General features: G+C 76.8%; 19 protein-coding genes and 1 tRNA gene. 7 read left to right on the top strand and 13 right to left on the bottom strand.

Translation table 11 applies throughout. The annotated features are described in order from the left end of the window. The 3 genes from CS2_RS04110 to CS2_RS04100 form a co-directional block, all read right to left on the bottom strand. Window positions 1–513 (bottom strand): endo-1,4-beta-xylanase (locus CS2_RS04110; protein WP_174524292.1); only part of this gene is annotated, 513 nt, incomplete at its 3' end. A 272-nt stretch (window positions 514–785) separates the two neighbouring features. Then, window positions 786–1,685 carry an alpha/beta hydrolase fold domain-containing protein gene (locus tag CS2_RS04105; RefSeq protein ID WP_070318993.1) on the bottom strand — a complete coding sequence of 300 codons (900 nt, stop codon included), beginning with the start codon at window positions 1,683–1,685 and terminating at the stop codon, window positions 786–788. A 61-nt stretch (window positions 1,686–1,746) separates the two neighbouring features. After that, window positions 1,747–3,456, bottom strand: coding sequence for a DUF885 domain-containing protein (locus CS2_RS04100; RefSeq protein ID WP_070318992.1), 1,710 nt, complete (start codon window positions 3,454–3,456; stop codon window positions 1,747–1,749). 121 nt (window positions 3,457–3,577) lie between these two features. Between CS2_RS04100 and CS2_RS04095 the strand changes: the two genes are divergently transcribed. Then, complete coding sequence (locus CS2_RS04095; RefSeq protein WP_082739844.1) at window positions 3,578–4,426, top strand: class I SAM-dependent methyltransferase; 849 nt, start codon at window positions 3,578–3,580, stop codon at window positions 4,424–4,426. Window positions 4,427–4,542: 116 nt separating this feature from the next. Here CS2_RS04095 and CS2_RS04090 read toward each other — a convergent pair whose 3' ends face one another. Next, a complete protein-coding gene (locus CS2_RS04090; RefSeq protein ID WP_070318991.1) occupies window positions 4,543–5,925 on the bottom strand; it encodes an aminotransferase-like domain-containing protein in 1,383 nt (460 codons plus the stop codon). 139 nt (window positions 5,926–6,064) lie between these two features. Between CS2_RS04090 and CS2_RS04085 the strand changes: the two genes are divergently transcribed. Then, window positions 6,065–6,529 carry a GNAT family N-acetyltransferase gene (locus tag CS2_RS04085; RefSeq protein ID WP_070318990.1) on the top strand — a complete coding sequence of 155 codons (465 nt, stop codon included), beginning with the start codon at window positions 6,065–6,067 and terminating at the stop codon, window positions 6,527–6,529. A gap of 75 nt (window positions 6,530–6,604) precedes the next feature. Here the strand turns inward: CS2_RS04085 and CS2_RS04080 are convergent, their stop codons facing one another. Genes CS2_RS04080 through CS2_RS04070 form a run of 3 tightly spaced genes read right to left on the bottom strand, consistent with a single transcriptional unit; the run spans window position 6,605 to window position 9,506 of the window. Next, on the bottom strand, window positions 6,605–7,648 hold the full coding sequence (locus CS2_RS04080) for a hypothetical protein (protein WP_156441984.1): 1,044 nt from the start codon (window positions 7,646–7,648) through the stop codon (window positions 6,605–6,607). Between the two features lie 41 nt (window positions 7,649–7,689). Then, the gene (locus CS2_RS04075; protein ID WP_082739808.1) at window positions 7,690–8,325 is read right to left on the bottom strand and encodes a response regulator; all 636 of its coding nucleotides are present in this window, start codon (window positions 8,323–8,325) and stop codon (window positions 7,690–7,692) included. Next, window positions 8,322–9,506, bottom strand: a complete 1,185-nt coding sequence (locus CS2_RS04070; protein ID WP_070318988.1) for a sensor histidine kinase — start codon at window positions 9,504–9,506, stop codon at window positions 8,322–8,324. The genes CS2_RS04075 and CS2_RS04070 overlap by 4 nt, the downstream gene beginning before the upstream one ends. A gap of 134 nt (window positions 9,507–9,640) precedes the next feature. Here CS2_RS04070 and CS2_RS04065 point away from each other — a divergent pair, with 134 nt between their 5' ends. The 5 genes from CS2_RS04065 to CS2_RS04045 all read left to right on the top strand — a co-directional run bounded on the left by CS2_RS04065 (window position 9,641) and on the right by CS2_RS04045 (window position 14,663). Then, window positions 9,641–10,429 (top strand): ABC transporter ATP-binding protein, encoded by a 789-nt coding sequence (locus CS2_RS04065; RefSeq protein WP_070318987.1) that lies wholly within the window; start codon window positions 9,641–9,643, stop codon window positions 10,427–10,429. Next, entirely contained in the window at window positions 10,426–12,546 is a 2,121-nt protein-coding gene (locus CS2_RS04060; RefSeq protein WP_070318986.1) for an FtsX-like permease family protein, read from the top strand. The genes CS2_RS04065 and CS2_RS04060 overlap by 4 nt, the downstream gene beginning before the upstream one ends. Before the next feature lie 71 nt (window positions 12,547–12,617). After that, window positions 12,618–13,049 (top strand): hypothetical protein, encoded by a 432-nt coding sequence (locus CS2_RS04055; RefSeq protein WP_070318985.1) that lies wholly within the window; start codon window positions 12,618–12,620, stop codon window positions 13,047–13,049. 97 nt (window positions 13,050–13,146) lie between these two features. Further along, entirely contained in the window at window positions 13,147–13,485 is a 339-nt protein-coding gene (locus CS2_RS04050; protein ID WP_062103931.1) for an ArsR/SmtB family transcription factor, read from the top strand. Further along, window positions 13,482–14,663, top strand: a complete 1,182-nt coding sequence (locus CS2_RS04045) for an MFS transporter (protein ID WP_082739798.1) — start codon at window positions 13,482–13,484, stop codon at window positions 14,661–14,663. Before CS2_RS04050 ends, CS2_RS04045 begins: the two co-directional genes overlap by 4 nt. A gap of 136 nt (window positions 14,664–14,799) precedes the next feature. Here the strand turns inward: CS2_RS04045 and CS2_RS04040 are convergent. From CS2_RS04040 to CS2_RS04015, 6 genes are all read right to left on the bottom strand, one after another. After that, window positions 14,800–14,873: transfer RNA gene (locus CS2_RS04040), tRNA-Pro, on the bottom strand. A 26-nt stretch (window positions 14,874–14,899) separates the two neighbouring features. Next, entirely contained in the window at window positions 14,900–16,291 is a 1,392-nt protein-coding gene (locus tag CS2_RS04035) for an MFS transporter (RefSeq protein WP_233421059.1), read from the bottom strand. Continuing rightward, the gene (locus CS2_RS04030) at window positions 16,288–16,980 is read right to left on the bottom strand and encodes a GntR family transcriptional regulator (RefSeq protein ID WP_070318984.1); all 693 of its coding nucleotides are present in this window, start codon (window positions 16,978–16,980) and stop codon (window positions 16,288–16,290) included. The genes CS2_RS04035 and CS2_RS04030 overlap by 4 nt, the downstream gene beginning before the upstream one ends. 258 nt (window positions 16,981–17,238) lie before the next feature. After that, entirely contained in the window at window positions 17,239–18,291 is a 1,053-nt protein-coding gene (locus CS2_RS04025) for a hypothetical protein (protein ID WP_082739797.1), read from the bottom strand. Window positions 18,292–18,310: 19 nt separating this feature from the next. Next, the gene (der, locus tag CS2_RS04020; RefSeq protein WP_070318983.1) at window positions 18,311–19,843 is read right to left on the bottom strand and encodes a ribosome biogenesis GTPase Der; all 1,533 of its coding nucleotides are present in this window, start codon (window positions 19,841–19,843) and stop codon (window positions 18,311–18,313) included. Window positions 19,844–19,913: 70 nt separating this feature from the next. Next, window positions 19,914–20,594 carry a lysophospholipid acyltransferase family protein gene (locus CS2_RS04015; protein WP_070318982.1) on the bottom strand — a complete coding sequence of 227 codons (681 nt, stop codon included), beginning with the start codon at window positions 20,592–20,594 and terminating at the stop codon, window positions 19,914–19,916. Between the last annotated feature and the right edge of the window lies 1 nt (window position 20,595).

Genomic DNA, 20,595 nt, shown 5'->3' with positions numbered 1-20,595 from the left:
ACCCGACGACCCGTCGGCGAACGCCTCGTTGACGACGTCCCACGCGTAGATCTTGCCGCGGTAGTACGACGCGACCTGGGTCACGTGGTCGAGCATCGCGGTCCGCAGCTGCGAGCCGGACATGTTCTGCATCCAGCCGGGCTGCTGCGAGTGCCACGCGAGCGCGTGCCCGCGCACCTGCTTGCCGTTCTGGCGTGCCCAGTTGACGATGCGGTCGCCCGAGGACCAGTTGAACTGGCCGCGGCTGGGCTGCATCGCGTCCATCTTCATCTCGTTCTCGGCGGTGATCATGTTGAACTCGCGGTTCGCGATGGTCGTGTAGGTGCCGTCGTTCAGGCGGCTCGCGGCGATCGCGGTGCCGAAGTAGCGGCCGCTCTCGGCCGCCGCGGCCTGGAGCGTGCTGCCGGCGGCGGCGGCGGGGACCGCGAGCGTCACGGCGAGCGTGGCGGCGGCGAGGCCGCCGAAGGCAGCGGCGAGCGGGCCGCGACGGTACCTCTGACGTGGGGTCGTCATTGATCCTCCTCGATCTGGTGCGCCGGCTGTGACCGGCGCGCCTCACCCTCGCGGGGCGCATCGGAGGGGTCAACCGCTCGTCGGCGGATCGGTACTTTCGACGCCGGATCAGAAACGTTTCAGCACCCGTGAGGGTGACGTTGATCGATGAATCACGCCGTCTCGCATCTCCCGGCGGACCCGCGGGTGGACGCAGACCCCTCTGAGATGGGAGCGCTCCTGCCTCCCGCTCCGACACTTTCGATGCATCGGCGTGCGGTGCGACCCGCGACTCAGGACGCGTCGGGCGCCAGCACCCCGGCGAGGAAGCCGGCCATGAGGTGCCACGCCGCGGCGGCCTCCCGTGCCGGTCCCGCGTGCGTGAAGCCGTGGTCGACGCCGGGGAACGTCGCGTGCGTCGTGGCCACGCCGGCCGCCCGCAGCCGTTCGGCGAACGCGTCCCCCTCGGCCGCGAGGAGGTCCAGCGCGGCCGTGACGACCAGCGTGGCCGGCAGCACCGTGAGGTCGTCGGCCAGCAACGGCGACGCCAGGCCCTCGGCGGCCCGCGCGGGGTCCGGCAGGTACCAGGCGTTGAACCGCGCGCCCGCCTCGGCGAGCTCGGCCGCACCCGCGCGGTGCGCCGCCGTGAGCTTCGCGGCCGGAGGCTGCACGAGGTCGAGCGGGGCGTAGTCCACGACGAGACCCACCGGGCGGGGTGTGCCGCGCCGGGCACCGAGCAGGCACGCGGCCGCCGCGAGGTTGCCGCCCGCGCTGTGCCCGCCCACCGCGAGCCGGGCACCGTCGACGCCGATCGCCGACCCGTGCGTCGTGAGCCACGCGAGCACGTCCGTGACGTGGTGCACGGCCGCCGGGTACGGGTGCTCGGGCGCGAGCGGGTACTCGAGGTTGACGACCACGCAGCCGGCCGCGTCGGCGAGGAACCGGCAGTACGGGTCATCACCTCCCCCGTCGCCGAGCACGAACCCGCCGCCGTGCAGGTTCACGATCACCGCCGGCATGCCGCTCGTCGCGACCGGCCGGTAGACCCGCAGCGCGCGCACCGGCGCGTCGTCCGCGAGCGCGACGCGCTCGGCGGTGCCGGTGGGCACGCCCGGGAGCAGGCTCGTGGGGTGCGCGTCCTGCGTGGCGACGTCGGCGCGCATCGCGCGCAGGTCGTCGGGGAGGGTGGTCACGGGTGCTCCTCGGTGTGCGGCGCCACGGGCGGGCGCGGCCGGTGGGCGGGTCGTGCTCGGGTCAGAGCGCGGCGAGCTCGCGCTCGAGGTCGTCGAGCCCGAGGGAGCCGAGGCCGAGCGCGGCGGTGTGCCACGCGCGCAGGTCGAACGTCTCCCCCGCGGCCTCGCGGCGCGCGCGGGCGGCCGCGCGGCCCGCGAGCCAGGCGCGCTCGCCGAGCTTGTAGCTGATGGCCTGGCCGGGCCAGCCGAGGTAGCGCTCGACCTCGCTGTGCACGAACGCGGCCGGTGAGCCGCTGCGGGCGGCGAAGAACTCCTCGGCGAGGTCGGCGGTCCACGTCTCACCGGGGTGGGACGCCCGGTCGTCGGGGATGCGCAGACCCAGGTGCATGCCGATGTCGATGACGACGCGCACGGCGCGCATGCGCTGACCGTCGAGGTAGCCCAGGCGCGCACCGGGCGTGCGCAGGTAGCCGAGGTCGTCCATGAGCCGCTCGGCGTACAGCGCCCAGCCCTCGGTGGTCGCTGGGATCGAGCCGATCGACGTCTGGTAGACGGACAGGTCGCCGGCGCGGCGGGCCCACTCGCCGAGCTGCAGGTGGTGGCCGGGCACGCCCTCGTGGTACCAGGTGCTGATGAGGTCCCACGTGGGGAACCGGTCGCGGCCGAGCGTCGGCAGCCAGGTGCGGCCCGGGCGGGAGAAGTCGAGCGACGGGCGGGTGTAGTAGGGCGCGGCGGCGGACCCCGGGGGCGCGATCATCGCCTCGACGCGCTTGACGGGTCCGGCGACGTCGACGACGGTGCCGTCGAGCTCGGCGATCGCGTCGTCCATCATGCGCTGCAGCCAGGCCCGGACCTCCTCGACGCCCTCGACGGCCTCGCCGTGCTCGTCGAGGTGCGCGAGCGCCCGCTGCGGGTCGGCGCCGGGAAGCACGCGGTCGGCCTCGGCGGCCATGTCGGTCTCGATGCGGGCGAGCTCCTCCCAGCCCCACGCGTACGCGGCGTCGAGGTCGAGGTCGGCGCCCGTGTGCAGGCGCGCGTGGAGCGCGTAGCGGTCGCGGCCGACGGCGTCGGGGACGTCCTGCACGGCGGGCAGGTACTCCTGCGCGATCCACGTCCGGAGCGCGTCGACGCCCGCGGCCGCGTCGACCGCCGCGGCGTCGAGCCGCGCCTGCAGCGCGGGCGAGACCCCGGCCTGCGCGGCGCCGGCCACGAAGTCGGCGTGCCAGCCGCGCCCGTCGGCGGCGCCGAGCCAGTCGCCGAGCTGGTCGACGACCGTCGACGCCTGTCGCGGGGCGCTGCGCACGCCGCGGCGCAGGCCCTCGGCGAGCGTCGCGCGCAGGCCCTCGGCGGCGGCCGGCACCTGCGCGACGCGGTCGGCGACGACGTCCCAGTCGTCGGCCGTGGCGGTCGGCATCATGAGGAAGAGCGACTGGAGGGTCTGCACGGGCGACGCGATGGGACGCAGCACCGCGAGGTGCTCACCCGCGTCGTGCACCGCGAGCTGGGCGGTGAGCCGCTCGCGCAGCAGGGTCGCGCAGCGCCGGTCGTCGTCGTCGAGGACGCGCGCGTCGGCGAGGTCGTGCAGCACGCGGCGGGACGCGTCGGCCTTGGCGTCCGCGCCCGTGGGCGACAGGTCGGGCATGCGGCCGTCGTCGGGGCGCGTGCCGAGCGCGGTGCCGACGCTCGGGTCCAGGTCGGCGAGGGTGTCGACCCAGCGGTCGGCGAGCTGGCGGGCGGTGGGCGCGGCGGTGCTGTGCTGGTCGGCGGGCATGGCAGCACGGTATCCGGGCGACGCGCGTGAGGGTGTGCACGCAGCGCCGTCGCCACCGCCCGGCGGGAGCGGGACGGCGCGCCTCCCGCGTGGTCGGGCCCGGTGCTGGTAGTTGGTTGAGGTGGAAGCCAACGACACCCCCAGCCCGACCGCCCTCCTCGCCGCCGCCGCACGCGCGGCCCACGCCCTCGTGGACGCGCCACCCCTCCTGCTCGAGGATCCCGCGGCGCGCGCGCTGTGCACGACCGGCGACGCCTCACCGCTCGACTTCCAGCTCGCGCAGCCCGGCGTCCCGGTCCTCGCGGCTGCTCGCGTCTCGGCGTGCGCGCGGGCGCGCCACGCGGACGACGTGCTCGTCGCGCGCCGCGCGCGGCAGGTCGTCGTGCTCGGCGCGGGTCTCGACACGACCACCCACCGCCGACCCGCCCCCGGGCGGCGGTTCTGGCTGGTGGACCTCCCCGACGTCCTGACATGGCGGGCGCGGCTGCTGGCACGAGCGGGTCTGCCCGAGGCGGGCGTCCCCGTGCCCGCGGACCTCGGCGGCGCGGGGTGGTTCGACGCGCTCGTCGACGCGGGCCTGGACCCGCACGTGCCCGTGGTCGCGGTCTGGCTCGGCGTCGGCATGTACCTCGAGCCGGACGCGTGCCGCGCGCTGCTCGCCTCGGTGGCGGCGCTGCCCGCCGGGTCGACGCTCGTTCTGGACCACGTGCTCCCCGCAGACGAGCGGGACGCCGCGGGCGCCGCGTACGCGGCCGCCGTGGCCGCGTTCGCCGGGAGGCACGGCGAGCCGTGGCGGACCGCCGCGTCCGCGGCGACGGTGCGCGACTGGCTGACCGACACGGGGTGGGCGGTCGCGGACGAGCGCGACGAGGCCGACGCCGTGCCGCCGGGCTTCTGGGACGCCCAGCCCCACCTGCGGCCGATGCGGCTCGTCCGGCTGGTGACCGCGACGCTCACGGCGCCCGCCTGACGGTCACGGGGTGCCGCACCTCGGTGCGGCACCCCGCGGGTGGTCGGCTCGCGGGTGAGGAGCACGCCCGCGGGCTCCGCACCGGCATCCGGGCGCGGCCAGCGGCAGCGGGCGCGTCAGGCCCGCAGCAGACCACCCAGCGCGCGTACGCCCTCGGCGATCTGCGCGGGGCTCGCGGCCCCGAACGACAGCCGCAGGTGCGGTGCGGGCGGTTCGTCGACGTAGAAGTGCCGGCCGTCGCCGACCAGGACCCCGGCGGCGTCGGCGGCGGCGGTCAGCGCGCGCGTGTCGACGCCGTGGTCCAGGCGCACCCACAGGTGCAGGCCGCCGCGCGGGACGGTGGTGACGCGGGCCTCGGGCAGGGTCGTGCGCAGCGCGTCGACGAGCGCGTCGCGACGGGTCGCGAGCTCGGTGCGCAGCCGCCGGACGTGCCGCGGCCACGCGGCGGACGTGAGCAGGCCGTGCGCGACCTCCTGCACGACGGGCGCGACGCCGAGGTCGTCGGCCGTGCGGGCGGCTCGCATGCGCTGGCCGGCGGGGCCGCGCGCGACGACCGCGCCGAGGCGCAGACCGGGCGACGCGGGCTTGCTCAGGGTCGTGACGGTGACGACGTGGCCGTGCGCGTCGTCGGCGAGCAGCGGCGCCGGCGCAGGCCCGTCGATCGCGAGGTGACGCGCCCAGTCGTCCTCGACGACGAACGCGCCGTGCCGGACGACGAGGTCGAGCAGCTCGCGCCGCCGGTCGGCGCCGAGCACCGCGCCGGTGGGGTTGGCGTACGACGGCTGCAGCACCACGACGCGCGCCCGGGTGCGTTCGAGCGCGTCCGCCAGCAGGTCGACGCGCACGCCCTCGGCGTCGGCGGGGACGGACACGACGTGCAGCCCGGCGCTCTGCGCGGCGAGCAGAGCGCCCGGATAGCCGGGGCTCTCGGTGAGGACCGTGTCCCCCGGCTCGGCGAGCGTGCGCAGCGCGACGACGAGACCGGCCTGGCCGCCGGGGACCACGAGCACGTCCTGCGGGTCGACGCGGTAGGGCGCGGCGAGCACGCGCCGCAGGTCGGGCGAGCCGGCGGGCGGGGTCATCGCCCAGGCCCGGGTGCTGCGCACGGCGCGCGCGCCGAGCCGGCGCAGGTCCTCCTGCGGCAGCAGCTCGGGCGCGAGGTAGCCCCAGGACAGCGGGACGTGGTCGGGTGAGCCGTACCCGCCGAGTCGCGCGGCACGGTCGGCGTCGACACGGGCGGGGCCCAGCGCGCCGGTCTGCCACGCGTAGTCGGGCTCGGGCCGCGCGGCGCGGTCGGTGACGAACGTGCCTCGCCCGGGTTCGGCGCGCACCAGCCCGGCCGTCGCCAGCTGTCCGACGGCCGCCGTGACGGTGACGGCGCTCGCGCGGTACCGCCGCGACAGCTCGCGCACGCCCGGCAGCCGGTCGCCGGGGCTCGCGGCGTCCACGAGCGCACGCAGCGAGCGGGCGACGTCCGCAACCCTGTTATCGTCAGTCATGAGAGACAACGATAACGCTACTGCGTTTCTCCCCCAGGTGTTACCGCCCGCCCGACGGGCCCGCGGACCGTGACCCCGGCTGCCCCGACCGTCCCGCGGCGACGCCGCGACCCCGTCCGCACCCTGGCTGGAGACCCGCATGACCACCACGACCGACCTCGCCGTCCGCCCGCTCGACCCCGCCGACGAGCCGCGCTGGCGCGAGCTGTTCCGCGCCTACCGCGAGTTCTACCGGCTGCCCGAGTCCGAGGACGTCGTGTCCCGCACCTGGGGCTGGCTGCGCGACCCGCACCACGAGTGCCAGGCCGTCGTCGCCGTGGCCGACGGCGCCGTCGTCGGCTTCGCCCACCACCGGCGCATCTCCTCGCCGTACACCGGCACGAGCGGCGTGTTCCTCGACGATCTCTACACCGACCCCCAGGTGCGCGGCCGGGGCGTCGGCCGCGCGCTGATCCGCCGACTGACCGACCTCGCCGCGTCCGAGGGCCGGCAGTTCGTGCAGTGGGTCACCGCCGACGACAACCACCGCGCGCAGGCGCTCTACGACTCCGTCGCCACGCGCACGCGGTGGATCACGTACGAGGCCGCCGCGACACCGGCCTGACGCCACGACGCCGGGCCGGGCGCGCGTGCCCGGCCCGGCGCCGCCGTACGCGGTCCGGCCGCACGATCCCGCGCGTCAGCTCCAGTCGAACGTGAGCAGCGCGGTCCGTGTCTCCGTCTCGACGAACAGCAGGATCGCGTCGGCACCGTGGTCACGCCACGGGTAGCCGGGCGTCGCGGCGACGAATCGGAACGGGCGGCCGTCCGCGAGACGCAGGACCGGTTCTCCCGCGTCGGGCGCCTCGAGCACGACGGCCGCTGGGGGCGGCTCCACGACCCAGTTGCCGGTCGGGGTGTCGCCACCGAGCCTCTCGACGACCGGGAAGCCTTCCTCCGACCCGGCGCGCGGGCGCGTCGGGTCGCCGAAGTCCCCACCGGCGAGCACGCCGTGCACCCGCCACCGCTCGCGCGACGCGGCGAGGTCGGCCTCGGCGTCGGCGTAGAAGGCCCCGAGCGCCACCGGCACGTCGTCCCCCACGGTCTCGATCTCGAAGACCGAGCGGTCGCTCAGCAGCCGCCACCGCCCGTCGTCCTCGATGCGGAACGCCAGCCAGTTCACCGCGGACCACGCGTCGGGTGGTGCGCGCAGGTGGCCACCCAGCAGGCCGCCCTCTCGCTCGACCGGGCTGAGCAGCAGACCACGGGCGGGCGCGGGGAGGTCCCGCGCCCCTGGCCCGAGCACCGCGGGGTCGAGCGCGCCGAGGTCGATCGACACCAACGGGTGCAGCACACGGCCCAGCCACGGCTGGTCGGCGACGAACACGTCGACCGGGTCGGGGAAGACCTCGACGCGCGGGTCGTCCACGGCGACCTCCTCGCCCTCGTCGTCCTCGGCGTATGCCGCCTCGAGCGCCCGCATCGCTGCGGCCAGGACGGGATCGGCCCTGCTGTCCGGACCGATGCCCCAGACCTGCTCGAACGCGAGGACCGACCGGCGCATATCGGCGCCGGCACGTTCCAGGAGGCGCATCGCCTCGGCCTCGTCGGCAGCTGCGACCGCACGCACGGGCACGTGGCCGTGCGTGTCGCGGATGACGAGCCACCCGAGCACGCCGTCCTCCGGCCCGCCGAGCGGGAGGAACGCCATCGAGTACCGGGACGACGCCTGATCGCTGCTCACGGCGAGCAGCGTAGAACGTCGCGGCCGCCGAGATCCCGTGCTCAGCTCACGAGCCGGGTCCGCCACGCCCACGCGGCGATCTCGACGCGGTTGCGCGCACCGAGCTTCACGCTGATGTTCCGGGCGTGCGTCTTGACGGTCGACAGCGACACGAACAGGTCGGCGGCGATCTCCTCGTTGGTGCCGCCGCGCGCGATCGCCGCGACGATCTCCAGCTCGCGGTCGGTGAGGTCGTGCTCGGCCGTCGGCGGCGTCGCGCCCGCCGCCAGCTCGGCGAGCAGGCGCACGGTCACCGACGGCGACACCAGCGCGTCGCCGTCGGCCGCGGCACGCACGGCCTCGACGAGCAGCCGCGGGCCGGAGTCCTTGAGCAGGAACCCCGACGCGCCGGCCGCGAGCGCGGAGCGCAGGTACTCGTCGGTGTCGAACGTCGTGACGACGACGACGCGCGGCGCGCCCGGCAGCCCGGTGACCTGCCGCGTCGCGTCGAGCCCGTTCATGCCGGGCATGCGGATGTCCATGAGCACGACGTCGGGGCGCAGGCGCTGCGCGGCGGCCACGGCGTCCTGCCCGGTACCGACGTCGGCGAGCACGGCGATGTCCCCCTCGGCCTCCAGGACCATGCGGAACCCGGCGCGGACCATCGCCTGGTCGTCGGCCACGACGACGCCGATCACCGGGTCACCGCCGCGGGGATCTCGACGCGCACGACCCACGTGTCGGCCTCGTCGGCACCGGCGTGCAGGGTGCCGCCGAGCGCCGCGACCCGTTCGGCCATGCCGGTGAGCCCGAAGCCGCCGGAGCCACGGGACGCGGAGCCGGGGCGCACGCCGTCGTTGCCGACCTCGAGCCGCAGCGCGTCGTCGACGACGCGCACGCAGACGTGCGTGCTGGGGTCGACCGCGTGCCGGCGCACGTTGGTGAGGGCCTCGCGGACGATGCGGTAGGCCGACTCGCCGATGCCGGGGGCGAGCGGGGCGTCCGGGACCTCGACCCGCGACGTCGTACGGCCCCGGCCGGCGTCGAACCGGTCGACCAGGGGCGGGATGTCGGCCAGGTCGTACCGCACGGTGACAGGCGCGTCGGGCCCGGCGTCCTCGCGGATCGCGCCCACCATGCGCCGCATGCCCGCCAGGGCCTCGGCACCGGCCGCCTCGATCGCCTCGAACGCCTGCGTCGCGCGTGCGGGATCCGTGCGGGCCACGGCGATGGCCGCCTGCGCCTGCACGACGATCCCGGTGACCTGGTGCGCGACGACGTCGTGCAGCTCGCGCGCGAGCTCGGCGCGCTCGGCCCGGCGGGCCTCCTCGAGCGCCGAGGCGCGGCGCGTGCGGGCGGCGCGGCCCGCGACGCCGGCGACGACGGCGCAGCCCCAGACGAGCACCGCGAGCAGCACGTCCGTCGCCTGCGGGCCGATCCGCAGCGCGACACCCCCGACCACGGCGACCAGCGCGGCCGCCGCGGTGCCCGCGGCCGCCCGCGACGTCGGCGCGGCGCGCACCCCGGACGCGGTGACGACGACGAGCGCGGCGGCCTCCGTGAGGGACGGGGAGGGGCTGCCGACGACGGCGCACACGAGCGAGCCGCCCGCCGAGACCGTGAGGACGCCGCCGGTCGCGAGCCACCACGGCAGCCGGCGCCGCACGAGCGCCACGACGGCCACGACCACCGCGACGAGCGCGGTGACCAGCGCCCCGGCGACGTCCGCGCCACCGGGCGTGCCCGGCGCGAGGCGCGCACCCAGCTCGAGGTCGACGACGAGCAGGCCCGCGAGCGCGACGAGCTCGAGCGCCGTCGTCGCGGCGCGGGACCGCAGCCACGTCGCACGGGGCGGTCGTCGGTCGTCGGGGTCCGGCACGCGTCCACCCTACGGATCACCACGCCCGGGCTCCGCGAGCGCTCCGGAAGATCGTCCCTTCGACCGAGGGCGTCCACCCCGGACCGTCCGCACGGTCGATTCCCGCGGTCCAGGGCGCTGACCAGGCTGGACGCATGAGCAAGCCTCCCGTCGCCCCGCCCCCGTCGACCGTCGCCGGACCGCGCCTCGCCGCCCGCGCGGTCGACCTCATCCGCGAGTACGGCACGGGTTCGAGCCGGGTGCGCGCGCTCGACGGCCTGAGCGTCGACCTGGTCGAGCGTCGCTTCACCGCGGTCATGGGCGCCTCGGGGTCCGGCAAGTCGACGTTCCTGCACTGCCTCGCCGGGTTGGACCGGGCGACGTCCGGCCAGATGCTGCTGGGCGGCACCGACCTGGGCGCGCTCGACGACGCGGCGCTCACCGCGATCCGGCGCGACCGACTGGGGTTCGTCTTCCAGGACGGCAACCTGCTGCCGCACCTGACGGCGGGCGAGAACATCGACCTCGCGGCCTCGCTGGCCGGCCGCCGCACGGACCGCGCGTGGCGGCGCGAGCTCGTCGAGCGTCTGGGCGTCGCGGACCGGCTGCGTCACCTGCCCTCGGAGCTGTCGGGCGGCCAGCGGCAACGCGTCGCGGTCGTGCGGGCCCTGCTGGGGCGGCCAGACCTCGTCGTGGCCGACGAGCCGACGGGCGCCCTCGACAGCGAGTCGGGCGCCGCGCTGCTGGCGCTGCTGCGTGCGTGCGTCGACGAGTTCGGTCAGACCGTCGTCATGGTCACGCACGACCCGTCGGCGGCGGCCGTCACCGACGAGGTCGTGCTGCTGCGCGACGGCCGCGCCGCCGGGCGGGTCGACCGGCCGACGCGACGCACCGTCCTCGAGCGCCTCGGCGCGCTCGCCACCCCCGCGGGGGTCGTCGCGTGATCGTCGCCCGGACCGCGCTGCGCAGCGTCGTGCGCCGCCCGCGGCAGGCCCTGCTCGTCGGCGTCGCGATCACGGCCGCGACCGCGTTCGCCGCCGCCGCGCTGCTGGTCGCCGCCAACGCGCGCGTCGCGCTGGTCGCGTTCGGCATGGTCACGCCGCCCGCGGCCGACGTGGTCGTCGTGCCCCGCGGGGACGTCGAGCCCGCTTCAGCGCTCGTGGTCGCCGAGCGCGTGCGCGACCTGCCCGGGGTCGCGCAGGTGGTCGTCGAGCGCCTCGGCGACGTCGAGGTCGAGGCCGGCGGCGTCACCACGACGTGGAAGCTCACGAGCGACCCGGGCGCCGGGCCACTGAGCGCGCTGCGCGACGCCCCCGACGTCGGCCCGCTCGAGCCCGGCGGGATCGTGCTGGGGCTGCGGACCGCCGAGCGCGTCGGCGTCGACGTCGGGGACACGGTCGTGGCGGGCGGGCACGAGCTCGTCGTGGCGGGCGTCGGGCCGGTGCGGGAGTTCGGGCAGGACGTCGGCCTGGTGCACGCGTCCGACGCGGTCACGATCGGCGGGATGCCGCCCGTGCAGATGTTCGTGGTCGGGGACGTGGACCTCGCCGCGGTGCGGGCCGTGGCCGGTGACGCCGCCGTCACGAGCGGCCCCGAGCAGCGCGACCGGGAGGCCCGGTCGGTGGGCGACACGCTCGCGGGCGTGCTCGGCGGGCTGTCGGTGTTCGTCGCGCTGGCCGTGCTGTCGGCCGTGGTGATCGTGTCCTCCACGTTCCGGATCGTGCTGGCGCGGCGCACCGCGGAGCTCGCGCTGCTGCGGTGCGTCGGCGCGACGCGTCGCCAGGTGCACCGCTCGGTGCTCGCCGAGGCCGCGTGCGTCGGCCTGCTCGGGGGCCTGGTCGGGACGGGCGCGGGGCTGGGGGTCGCCGCCGGGCTCGTCGCGGCAGCGCGTGCCGCGGACCTGGTGTCCGCGCCGTTCGTCGCCGCGCCCGGCGGGCTCGTCGCGTGCGTCGCCCTGTCGGTCGTCGCGACCGTCGCCGCGGCGCTGCCCTCGGCGCGGGCGGCCGGTCGCACGGCACCCGTCGTGGCGCTCGGGGCGGCACGCTCGTCCGACGCCCGCCCCGTGCGCGTCGGCGCGCGCCTGGTGACGGCCGGTGCGCTCACGCTGACGGCCGTCGCCACCGAAGCCCTCGCGGTCCCCGTCGCGCGCACCGACCAGCTGACGGGCCTCGCGCTCGCCGCGCTGAGTGGGACGCTGGTCTTCGCGGTGCTGGTCGCGGTCGGCCCGTTCCTCGTGCGGTGGGCCGCCCGGGCCGTGCGGCCGCTCGGCGCGCGGTCGGCGGCGCTGCGGCTCGCGGTGTCCAACGCGCACCGCTCGTCGCGCCGCACCGCCGCGATGACGACGGTCCTCACGCTGGGCGTGGGCCTGGCCGCGGCGCTGCTCGTGGCGGTCGCGGGCGTCACCGCCGACGCGCGCGAGAGCGTCGTGCGCACCTTCGGGGCCGACGCGCTGATCCCGGTCGACGTCGTCGCCGACCCGGACGCCCTGGTGGCCGCGCTCGCGGCGCACCCGGCGGTCGACGCCCGGGTCGTCGGCACCGACATCCTCCTCGACCCCGCCCCGGGGACGGACCCCGCGGCGCTGCGGGACGCCGTGCTCGACACCGTTCCCGCCGGCACGTCGGTCTACTGGGCGGGCGACGTGCTCGCGGGCATCGAGCAGACGGTCGCCGTGGGGCAGCTCGTCGGCGCGGCGATGATCGGGGTCACGCTCGTCGTCGCGATGGTCGGGGTCGTGGTGACGCTCGCGCTGTCGGTCGCCGAGCGCCGGCAGGAGATCGCCCTGCTCCGCGCGCTCGGCGTGAGCCGGGCGGGCGCGCGCCGGTCGGTGGCGGCCGAGGCCGGGCTCGCCTCCGCGGTCGGCGCGACGCTCGGCGTCGTCCTGGGCGGCGCGTACGGCGTGCTCGCGCTGCGCGTGCTGGACATGCCCGCCGGCCAGCCGCCGTTGGTCCGGCTCGCGCTGCTGGGCGCCGGCGTGGTCGGCGCCGCGGTCCTCGCCGCGGCCGTGCCGATGCGCAGCGCCGGGCGCGTCGAGCCGGCGATCGGGCTGGCGGCGCGATGAGCCGCGACGCCCGCGTCTCGCGTCGCGGCACCGCCGACCACCCACGTCCGACCGACGACAGGAGCACCCCGATGACCACCCGCCGCACCGTCCTGGCCACCACGACGCTCGTCCTGGCCGCCGCTCTCACGGGCTGCGCGACGTTCCAGGACGTGTTCCCGGTGGGGCGGCGCGAGTTCACCTACGCCACGAGCGCCGACGTCGAGAGGTCCGGCCAGTCCTTCCGCTTCCAGGGGTTCCTCCCCCAGGACGCGACGGACGTGCGGCTGCTCGCCCAGCTCGACGGGCACGCGGGGGTGATGCGTTGGACCAGCCCCACGCCGTTCGACGCGCAGCACTGCACCGCCACGTCCGTCACCGGCGCGCCCGACCTCGAGGCCGCGTGGCTGCTCGACCCGCTGCCGGCCGACGGGTACGCGTGCGGGACGTGGACGGTCGTGAGCGTCGGCGACACGCACCAGGCCTGGCGGGACGAGTCGGGGTCGGGCACCGAGCCCCGGTGACGGCCCGGCCGTCCGTGCGGGTTTGACCTCCCGCTCCGATCGTGCGAGATTCGCCGCACAATTATTGTGCGACTTCTTTCGAACGACAGGACTGCCGGTGTCACCTCGGACCTACCACCACCCCGACACGGACGAGATCGCGATCCCCCGCGTGCTGTTCGCGCTGAGCGAGCCGCTGCGGCTCGCCATGGTGCGCGTGCTCGCCGCGCAGGGCGAGACCGACAGCCTCGAGCTGGGCCCCGACCTGCCGCGCTCGACGCTTACGCACCACACGAGCCTGCTGCGCGAGTCCGGCGTCGTGCACGTGCGCGCGCAGGGCCGCAAGTGCCTCATCAGCCTGCGCACCGAGGACCTCGAGTCCCGGTTCCCCGGGCTGCTCGGCGCGGTGCTCGACGGGTACGAGCGCACCACCGACCTCACGGACCCGCACCCGTGACGCGCCGCCTGTGGCCCCTGGTCGTGGCCGCCGTCTCGCTCGGCGTCGACGCGTACGTGCTGGCCGGCGTCCTGCCCCGCATCGCCGAGGACCTCGGCACGGGCGTCGCCGCCGTCGGGCTGGGCGTCACGGCGTTCACCGCCGCGTACGCCGTCGCCGGCCCGGCCCTCTCGGGACGGCTGACCCGAGCCGGGACGGCACGTGCCCTGCTCGTCGCGCTCGGGCTGTTCAACCTCGGCAACCTCGTGACGGCCGTCGCCGCCGGGCTGCCGCTGTTCCTCGCGTCGCGCGTCGTCGCCGGCGTCGGCGCGGGCGTCCTCACCGCGGTCGCGACCGCGACGGCCGCGGCGATGGTCGAGCAGCACGAACGCGGCCGCGCGATGTCCCTCGTGACGTTCGGCCTGTCGACCGGCACGGTCGCCGGCGTGCCGCTCGGCATGCTCGTCGGCGAGCGGTTCGGCTGGCGGTGGACGATGGCGCTCGTCGTCGCCGTGGGCGTCGTCAGCATGGCGGCCCTGGCCACGCGCCGCAACACCCTCCCGCCGCTGCCGTCGACCGCGGCGGCGTCACCGCTGGCCGCGGTCCGCGACGCGCGGACCCTCGTGGGCGTGGCCGCCGCGTTCCTGCTGGGCGTCGCGAGCCTCGGCCTCTACACGTACGTGCTGCCGATGGCGCAGGACCGCGGCCTCGGCGGATTCGGGTTCGCGCTGGTCTGGGCCTGGGGCGTCGGCGGTGTCGCCGGCTCGGCCGCCGTCGGCCGGCCGCTCGACCGCCACAGGCCGCGCCCGCTGCTCGTCGGGCTCCCGGCGCTGCTGCTGGTCGGCTTCGCGCTGCTGGCGCTCACCACGTCCCCCGCGACGTGGCTCGTCGCCGCCGCCCTGTGGGGAGCCGCCGGCTGGGCGAGCGTGCCGACGCTGCAGCAGGCGCTCACGCAGCACGCCCCCGAGCGCGCGATGTCGGTGGTCGCGTTCCAGATGGCCGCGATGTACCTGGGCTCGGCCGTCGGTGCCGCGGCGGGCGGCGCGCTCCTCGCGGCAGGCGCACGGGCCGGGACGCTCGCGGGCTGGGCGCTCGCCCCCGCCGGTCTCGCGCTCGTGCTCACGGCGGCGATCGCCCCGCCGGGGCGAGGGAACCGGCCGACCACGACACCCGAGCCCGCGACGGCCACGAGCACGTAGACGGGCACCACCCGAGAGGCCACACCCGGAACGAGGAGCGGCGCTAGGCACCCACCGCTCCTGCCCGGTGAACGCCGAACGCCCGTAGCCGACTTCCCGGCTACGGGCGTTCTCGACGTCGGACGACGTCGGACGGTCGGGCTGACAGGATTTGAACCTGCGACCCCTTGACCCCCAGTCAAGTGCGCTACCAAGCTGCGCCACAGCCCGTCACCCCCGCAGGGGCCTCGGAAACTCTACCGCACTCGCGGGGTCGTCTCGTCACCCGTCGGGAGGTGAGCGCGCCACGCGCACGCCACCGCGACCAGGCACGCCGTCGCGATCACGGCGCCCGCGACGAACATCGCCGGGTACGCCCACCGCGTCGAGAGCCACGCGAGCGCAGCGGGCACGAAGAACCCGGTGTACGCCACCGAGTAGTAGACGGCGGTCAGGCCCGCGAGGTCGTCGGGCGTCGCGATGCGCTGCACCTCGGACAGGCCCGCGACCAGCGCGAGCCCGTACCCGGCGCCGAGCACGACCGCGGCGAGCACCGCGACCGCGAGGCTGAGCGTGGCGCTCGCCCAGGCCGCGGCCGCCATGCCGGGCACGACGATGGCCATCGCGACGACCGACGCCCGCGCGCTGCGCGCGGTGTCGATGCGCCGCGCGAGCTGCTGGACGGCGAACCCGCTCGCGAGCGTGACGACCGTGAGGAACGCCGCGAAGGCGATCGGCACTCCCCCGGCGCTGCGGCGCAGCAACCCGGGCAGCACCGCGTAGGCGCTGCCGACGGCCCCGAAGACCCACGGCGCGACCGGCACGACGACGCGCCAGAACCGCCGGTGCGCGACCGCGGGCACGCGCAGGTCGTCGCGCAGCCGCGCGCCGGGTGCGCGCGGCGGTGCGGCATGCGTCTCGGGCACCGACAGCACGGCGGCCATGGCCGCGAGCGCGACGCACGCGTGCACGAGGTATGGGGTGCCCGTGCGCCACGGCCCCCACTGCGCGAGCGCACCGGCGGTGCCGGCCCCGAGCAGGAACCCGAGCGTGAGCGCGAGCGACGCGCGCCGCGGCCCGGCACCGGCGTCGCCGGTGGCGGCGCTCAGCTCGGCGACCCACGTGGTCCCGACGGCCATGACGAGCCCGAGCGCGACGCCGGACAGCACGCGCCCGGCCGCGAGCGCGGGCGCCGACGCGGGACCGAACGCGATGACGAGCGAGCCCAGCACGCCGAGCGGCGCGGCGGGCAGCAGCAGCGGTCGGCGCCCGTACCGGTCCGACAGCGGACCGCCGACGAGCAGCGCGGGCACGATCCCGACGACGTACGCACCGAGCAGCACGTCGACCGTGAGCGCGGTCAGGTGGCTGACGTCGCGGTACATGACGAGCAGCGGCGTGAACTCGTTGCCGCCCCACGCGACCGCGAGCATGAGCGCGGCGACGCCGCGCCACGCGTGCGCGCCGACGACCCTGCCCGCGGGGGCTGCGGGCGAGGTCCGGGGAGGCACCTCGGGGCCGGTCTGCGCGGACGGATCGGGAGCGGACACGTCGCCGGCCGCGCCGGCCGCGCGCGTGGGCGCAGGTGCGGCGGCGGCGACACCCGCGCCCGCCGCGGGCGTGTGGCCTGCCGACGTCGTGCGGCTCACCGCTGCCCTCCGTGCCGCCCGGCGGTGCCGTGCGCGTCGTGCACGTGCGCGGCGAGCCGTGCCCGGAAGCCGGCCGCGTCGCCGTCGGCGATCGCGGCGACGAGCGCCTCGTGCCCGTCGACGAACGTCGCGGCCCGCGCCGACGACCGCCCCACGGACAGCGCCACCATGCGGCTCTGCCGCTCGCGCAGGGTCCCGGCGACCTGGGTGAGCACGGCGTTGCCGCCCGCCGCGACGATCGCGTGGTGGAACGCGGCGTCGAGGTCGGCGTAGGCGTCCAGGTCGGCGTCGTCGTCGTGCGTGTCGGCGTCGAGCGCGTCGCGCTGCCGGGCGACGAGCGCGCGCAGCGTGGCGACGAGCTCCTCGCGCGCGCCCGGCGGCCCCGCGAGCACCTGCTCGACCGCGTGCCCCTCGAGCAGCAGGCGCGCGTCGAGCACGTCCTGCGCCTCGCCCGGCGTCGCGGGGACGACGAGCGCCCCGCGCTTGGGGAACAGCCGCAGCCACCCCTCGGCGGCCAGCCGCAGGAACGCCTCGCGCACGGGCGTGCGGCTGACGCCGAGCTCGGCGGCGACGTCGACCTCGCTGAGCATCGTGCCGCCGGGGTGCCGGCCGCCGAGCAGCGCGTCCTTGACGTGCCGGTAGGCGGTATCGGCGGCGGACGCGGGCGGGGCGGACGATCGGCGCGGCATGCATGCATCATGCATGCATGGGCCCACTTATTCATGGGATGACCAGCGGATGAGACGACGCCGCCCCGGGGCCGCGCCCCGAGGCGACCCGCACGCGTCGCGAACCCGCCCGCGGTGCGCCGACCGTGCGGCGTTCCGGCCGTCCAGCCGCCGCAACGCCGCACACCTCGCGTGCCGCGGGTACCGGCCGGCATCCCCCGCCGACACCCGCGGCGCCCGCGCACCGCGACGAACCGGGGCACGCCGCCCCGGTGCCCGTCAGCCCTCGCCGTCCGCCCGCCGCCGCAGCGCGTCGAGCTCGGCGGCCACCAGCCCCAGCACCAGCAGGTCGACCAGCAGCCCCCAGGACGCGTCCCACTGCGAGAGCCGGAACAGGAAGAACTGCGTCACCAGCAGCGACACGATCACCGCACGCCGGAACCACAGGTAGCCCTCGATCGCGTCCCCGCCGACGCGCAGCAGCCCCACGACGCACAGCACGCCGCTGGCCGCCGCGGCGACGAGCGCGCCGACCAGCACCCACGCGGGGCTCCCGTCGCCGCTCCACCACCCCGTGACGGCGCGCGCGACGGTGAACGCCGACGACCCGAGCAGCACGAGCACCGCGAGCCACGGCACGAACCGCGCCTTGATGAGGGTGTGCAGCACCCGCACCGCGAACGACGACACGGCACCGACGGGGTCGGGCAGCGCGACGTCGTCCTCGGCGATGCTGTCGACCAGCGCGCGGGCCTGCGCGGCGCCGTGCACGTCGCCCGCGTGCCGCAGGTGCGCCTCGGCCCGGCGCCGCGCCGACGGCGTGAAGCCACCCACGACCCCCGCAACCGCCTCGTCGACCGCCCCCGCGAGCTCCTCGCGCGGGTCCGGCTCGCGCCGCCCGTGCAGCGCCTCGGCGAGCAGCCCCAGCCCGACGACCGTCGCGTACACGATCGCGGCCGTCGGCTCGTAGAAGTAGTCGTTGTCGGACGTGACGAACTTGCCGACCTCGTCGACGAACAGCCCGAACCCGACGCCGCCGACCAGCGACCCCAGCGGCCGCAGCGCGGGCCCCGCGAACGACAGCAGCAGCACGAACGCGAGCGCCATGAGCAGCCCGCCCCACAGCACGTGCGCGATGTGCAGGCCGTCGCCGCCGACCTGCGGGTACCCGGTCGCCGCGAGGAACGCGCGCGTGAGCAGCACGGTCGCCGCGGTCGCGACGAGGAACGTCCCCAGGTGCCGCGTGGCGCGCGGGTCGCGCGGCAGCCCGAGCCGCAGCAGCGCGTGCGTCGTCACGCGGCGCGGCGAGCCGCCGTCCTGCAGCGAGGTCACGGCGTGCCCGCGCGCAGGCTCACCGGCGGCGCTTCTCGCGGACCCGCACCGAGATGGTGATGGGCGTGCCCTCGAAGCCGAACGTCTCGCGCAGGCGGCGCTCGATGAACCGGCGGTACCCGGCCTCGAGGAACCCGCTGGCGAAGATGACGAACCGCGGCGGACGCGTCGAGGCCTGCGTCGCAAACAGGATGCGGGGCTGCTTGCCGCCGCGCAGCGGGTGCGGGTGCGCCGAGACCAGCTCGCCGAGGAACGCGTTGAGGCGACCCGTCGGGATACGCGTGTCCCACGACTCGAGCGACCGCTCGAGCGCCGGCACCAGGCGGTCGGTGTGCCAGCCGGTGCGCGCCGAGACGTTGACGCGCGGCGCCCACTGCACCTGCACGAGCTGCTGCTCGATCTCGCGCTCGAGGAACGGGCGGCGGTCCTCGTCCATGAGGTCCCACTTGTTGTACGCGACGACCAGCGCGCGGCCCGCGTCGATGACCTGCTGCACGATGCGGATGTCCTGCTCGGTCATGGGCGCCGACGCGTCCACGAGCACGACCGCGACCTCGGCCTTCTCGATCGCGGCCTGCGTGCGCAGCGACGCGTAGAAGTCCGCGCCCGTGGTCTGGTGCACGCGGCGGCGGATGCCGGCGGTGTCGACGAACACCCACGGGCGTCCGCCGAGCGCGACGAGCTCGTCGACCGGGTCGCGGGTCGTGCCCGCGAGGTCGTCGACGACCACGCGCTCGGACCCGACGACCTTGTTGAGCAGCGAGGACTTGCCGACGTTCGGGCGGCCCACGAGCGCGACGCGACGCGGACCGTCGGGCAGCGGCACGGCGTGCGCCGACACGGTCGGCAGCGCGCGCATCGCGGCGTCGAGCAGGTCACCGGTGCCGCGGCCGTGCAGCGCCGAGATCGGGTGCGGCTCCCCCAGGCCCAGCGACCACAGCGCGGCCGCGTCCGCCTCGACGGCCGGGCCGTCGACCTTGTTGGCGACGAGCACGACGGGCTTGCCCGAGCGGCGCAGCAGGCGCACGACCTGCTCGTCGGTGTCGGTCGAGCCGACGGTCGCGTCGACGACGAACAGCACGGCGTCGGCCAGGTCGATCGCGACCTCGGCCTGCTGCGCGACGCGCTTGTCGATGCCCGCGACGTCGACCTCCCAGCCGCCGGTGTCGACGACCGTGAACCGGCGCCCGGACCACTCGGCGGGGTAGCTCACGCGGTCGCGCGTGACGCCCGGCTTGTCCTCGACGACCGCCTCGCGGCGCCCAAGGATCCGGTTGACGAGCGTGGACTTGCCGACGTTCGGGCGGCCCACGACCGCGAGCACCGGCGCGGCGGCCTCGACGTCGACGCCGCCGTCGTCGAGGCCCTCGCCCTCGAGCAGCGCGAGGTCGTCGTCCTCGAGCTCGTACTCCTCGAGCCCGGCGCGCAGCGCGCGCTCACGGGCCTCGTCGTCGACGTCGTCGGCGGGCGGTGCGGCGGCGTCGAGCGGCGCGCTCGGCTCGGCGGCGTCCTGCGGGTCGACGCGCGTCAGGGTCGGGTCGGGCTGCTCCATGCCCCCATTCTCCCCCGTCGCGCGCCCCGGCACCGACACGGGCCCCCGCGCGGCCCCGGCGGGCCGTGCGTCAGGCCGTCGAGCGGGGGTCGTCGGCGGGCAGCGCGACGCCCGTGCGCCGCTGCGCCGCGACGACGAGCTCGCTCATCGCGGCCTGCACGAGGCGCCCCGCGCGGTCGATCGCCTCGCGCCGCGACAGCCCCTCGCCGGCGACGTCGACGGGGTCGCCGATCTCGACGTGCACGTCGCGCCGCAGCGGCGGCAGCCCGCGCACCGACTCCCCCGTCAGGCGCGTCCCGAGGATCGCGACGGGTACGACCGGCGCGTCGCCGTGCACCGCGAGCCACGCGGCACCGGCCCGCACCTGCTCCGCGGTGCCGCGCCCGCGCGTGCCCTCGGGGAAGATCCCGACGGCACCGCCGCGCCGCAGGACGCCGAGCCCGGCCTGCAGCGCGGGCCGCCCCATCGCACGGTCCACGGGGATCTGACCCGCGGCGCGCAGCACGGCCCCGACCGGCCCGTGGAACATCTCCTGCTTGACGAGGATGTGCAGGGGCCGCGGCGCGACGCCGATGAGCAGCGGGCCGTCGAGCAGCGTCACGTGGTTGGCCGCGAGCACGACCGGCCCGCTGCGCGGCACGCGCTCGGCACCGGTGACGTGCGTGTCCCACACGACGCGCGCGAGGAACCGCCCGACCCACCGGGCCCACGCGGGCCCGGCGGCCGACGGCACGTGCGGCGCGTCCGCCACG

Source organism: Cellulomonas iranensis NBRC 101100 = JCM 18110 (assembly GCF_001552375.1).
Lineage (GTDB): Bacteria > Actinomycetota > Actinomycetes > Actinomycetales > Cellulomonadaceae > Cellulomonas > Cellulomonas iranensis.
The sequence above is the reverse complement of the archived record's forward strand: the minus strand, read 5'-3'. Positions and strand labels throughout refer to the sequence as shown.

Coding starts and splice junctions, on each gene's coding strand:
- CS2_RS04055 (WP_070318985.1), top strand. CDS start 12,618: ATGACCACCCGCCGCACCGTCCTGGCCACCACGACGCTCGTCCTGGCC.
- der (WP_070318983.1), bottom strand. CDS start 19,843: ATGGAGCAGCCCGACCCGACCCTGACGCGCGTCGACCCGCAGGACGCC.
- CS2_RS04065 (WP_070318987.1), top strand. CDS start 9,641: ATGAGCAAGCCTCCCGTCGCCCCGCCCCCGTCGACCGTCGCCGGACCG.
- CS2_RS04100 (WP_070318992.1), bottom strand. CDS start 3,456: ATGCCCGCCGACCAGCACAGCACCGCCGCGCCCACCGCCCGCCAGCTC.
- CS2_RS04030 (WP_070318984.1), bottom strand. CDS start 16,980: ATGCCGCGCCGATCGTCCGCCCCGCCCGCGTCCGCCGCCGATACCGCC.
- CS2_RS04090 (WP_070318991.1), bottom strand. CDS start 5,925: ATGACTGACGATAACAGGGTTGCGGACGTCGCCCGCTCGCTGCGTGCG.
- CS2_RS04085 (WP_070318990.1), top strand. CDS start 6,065: ATGACCACCACGACCGACCTCGCCGTCCGCCCGCTCGACCCCGCCGAC.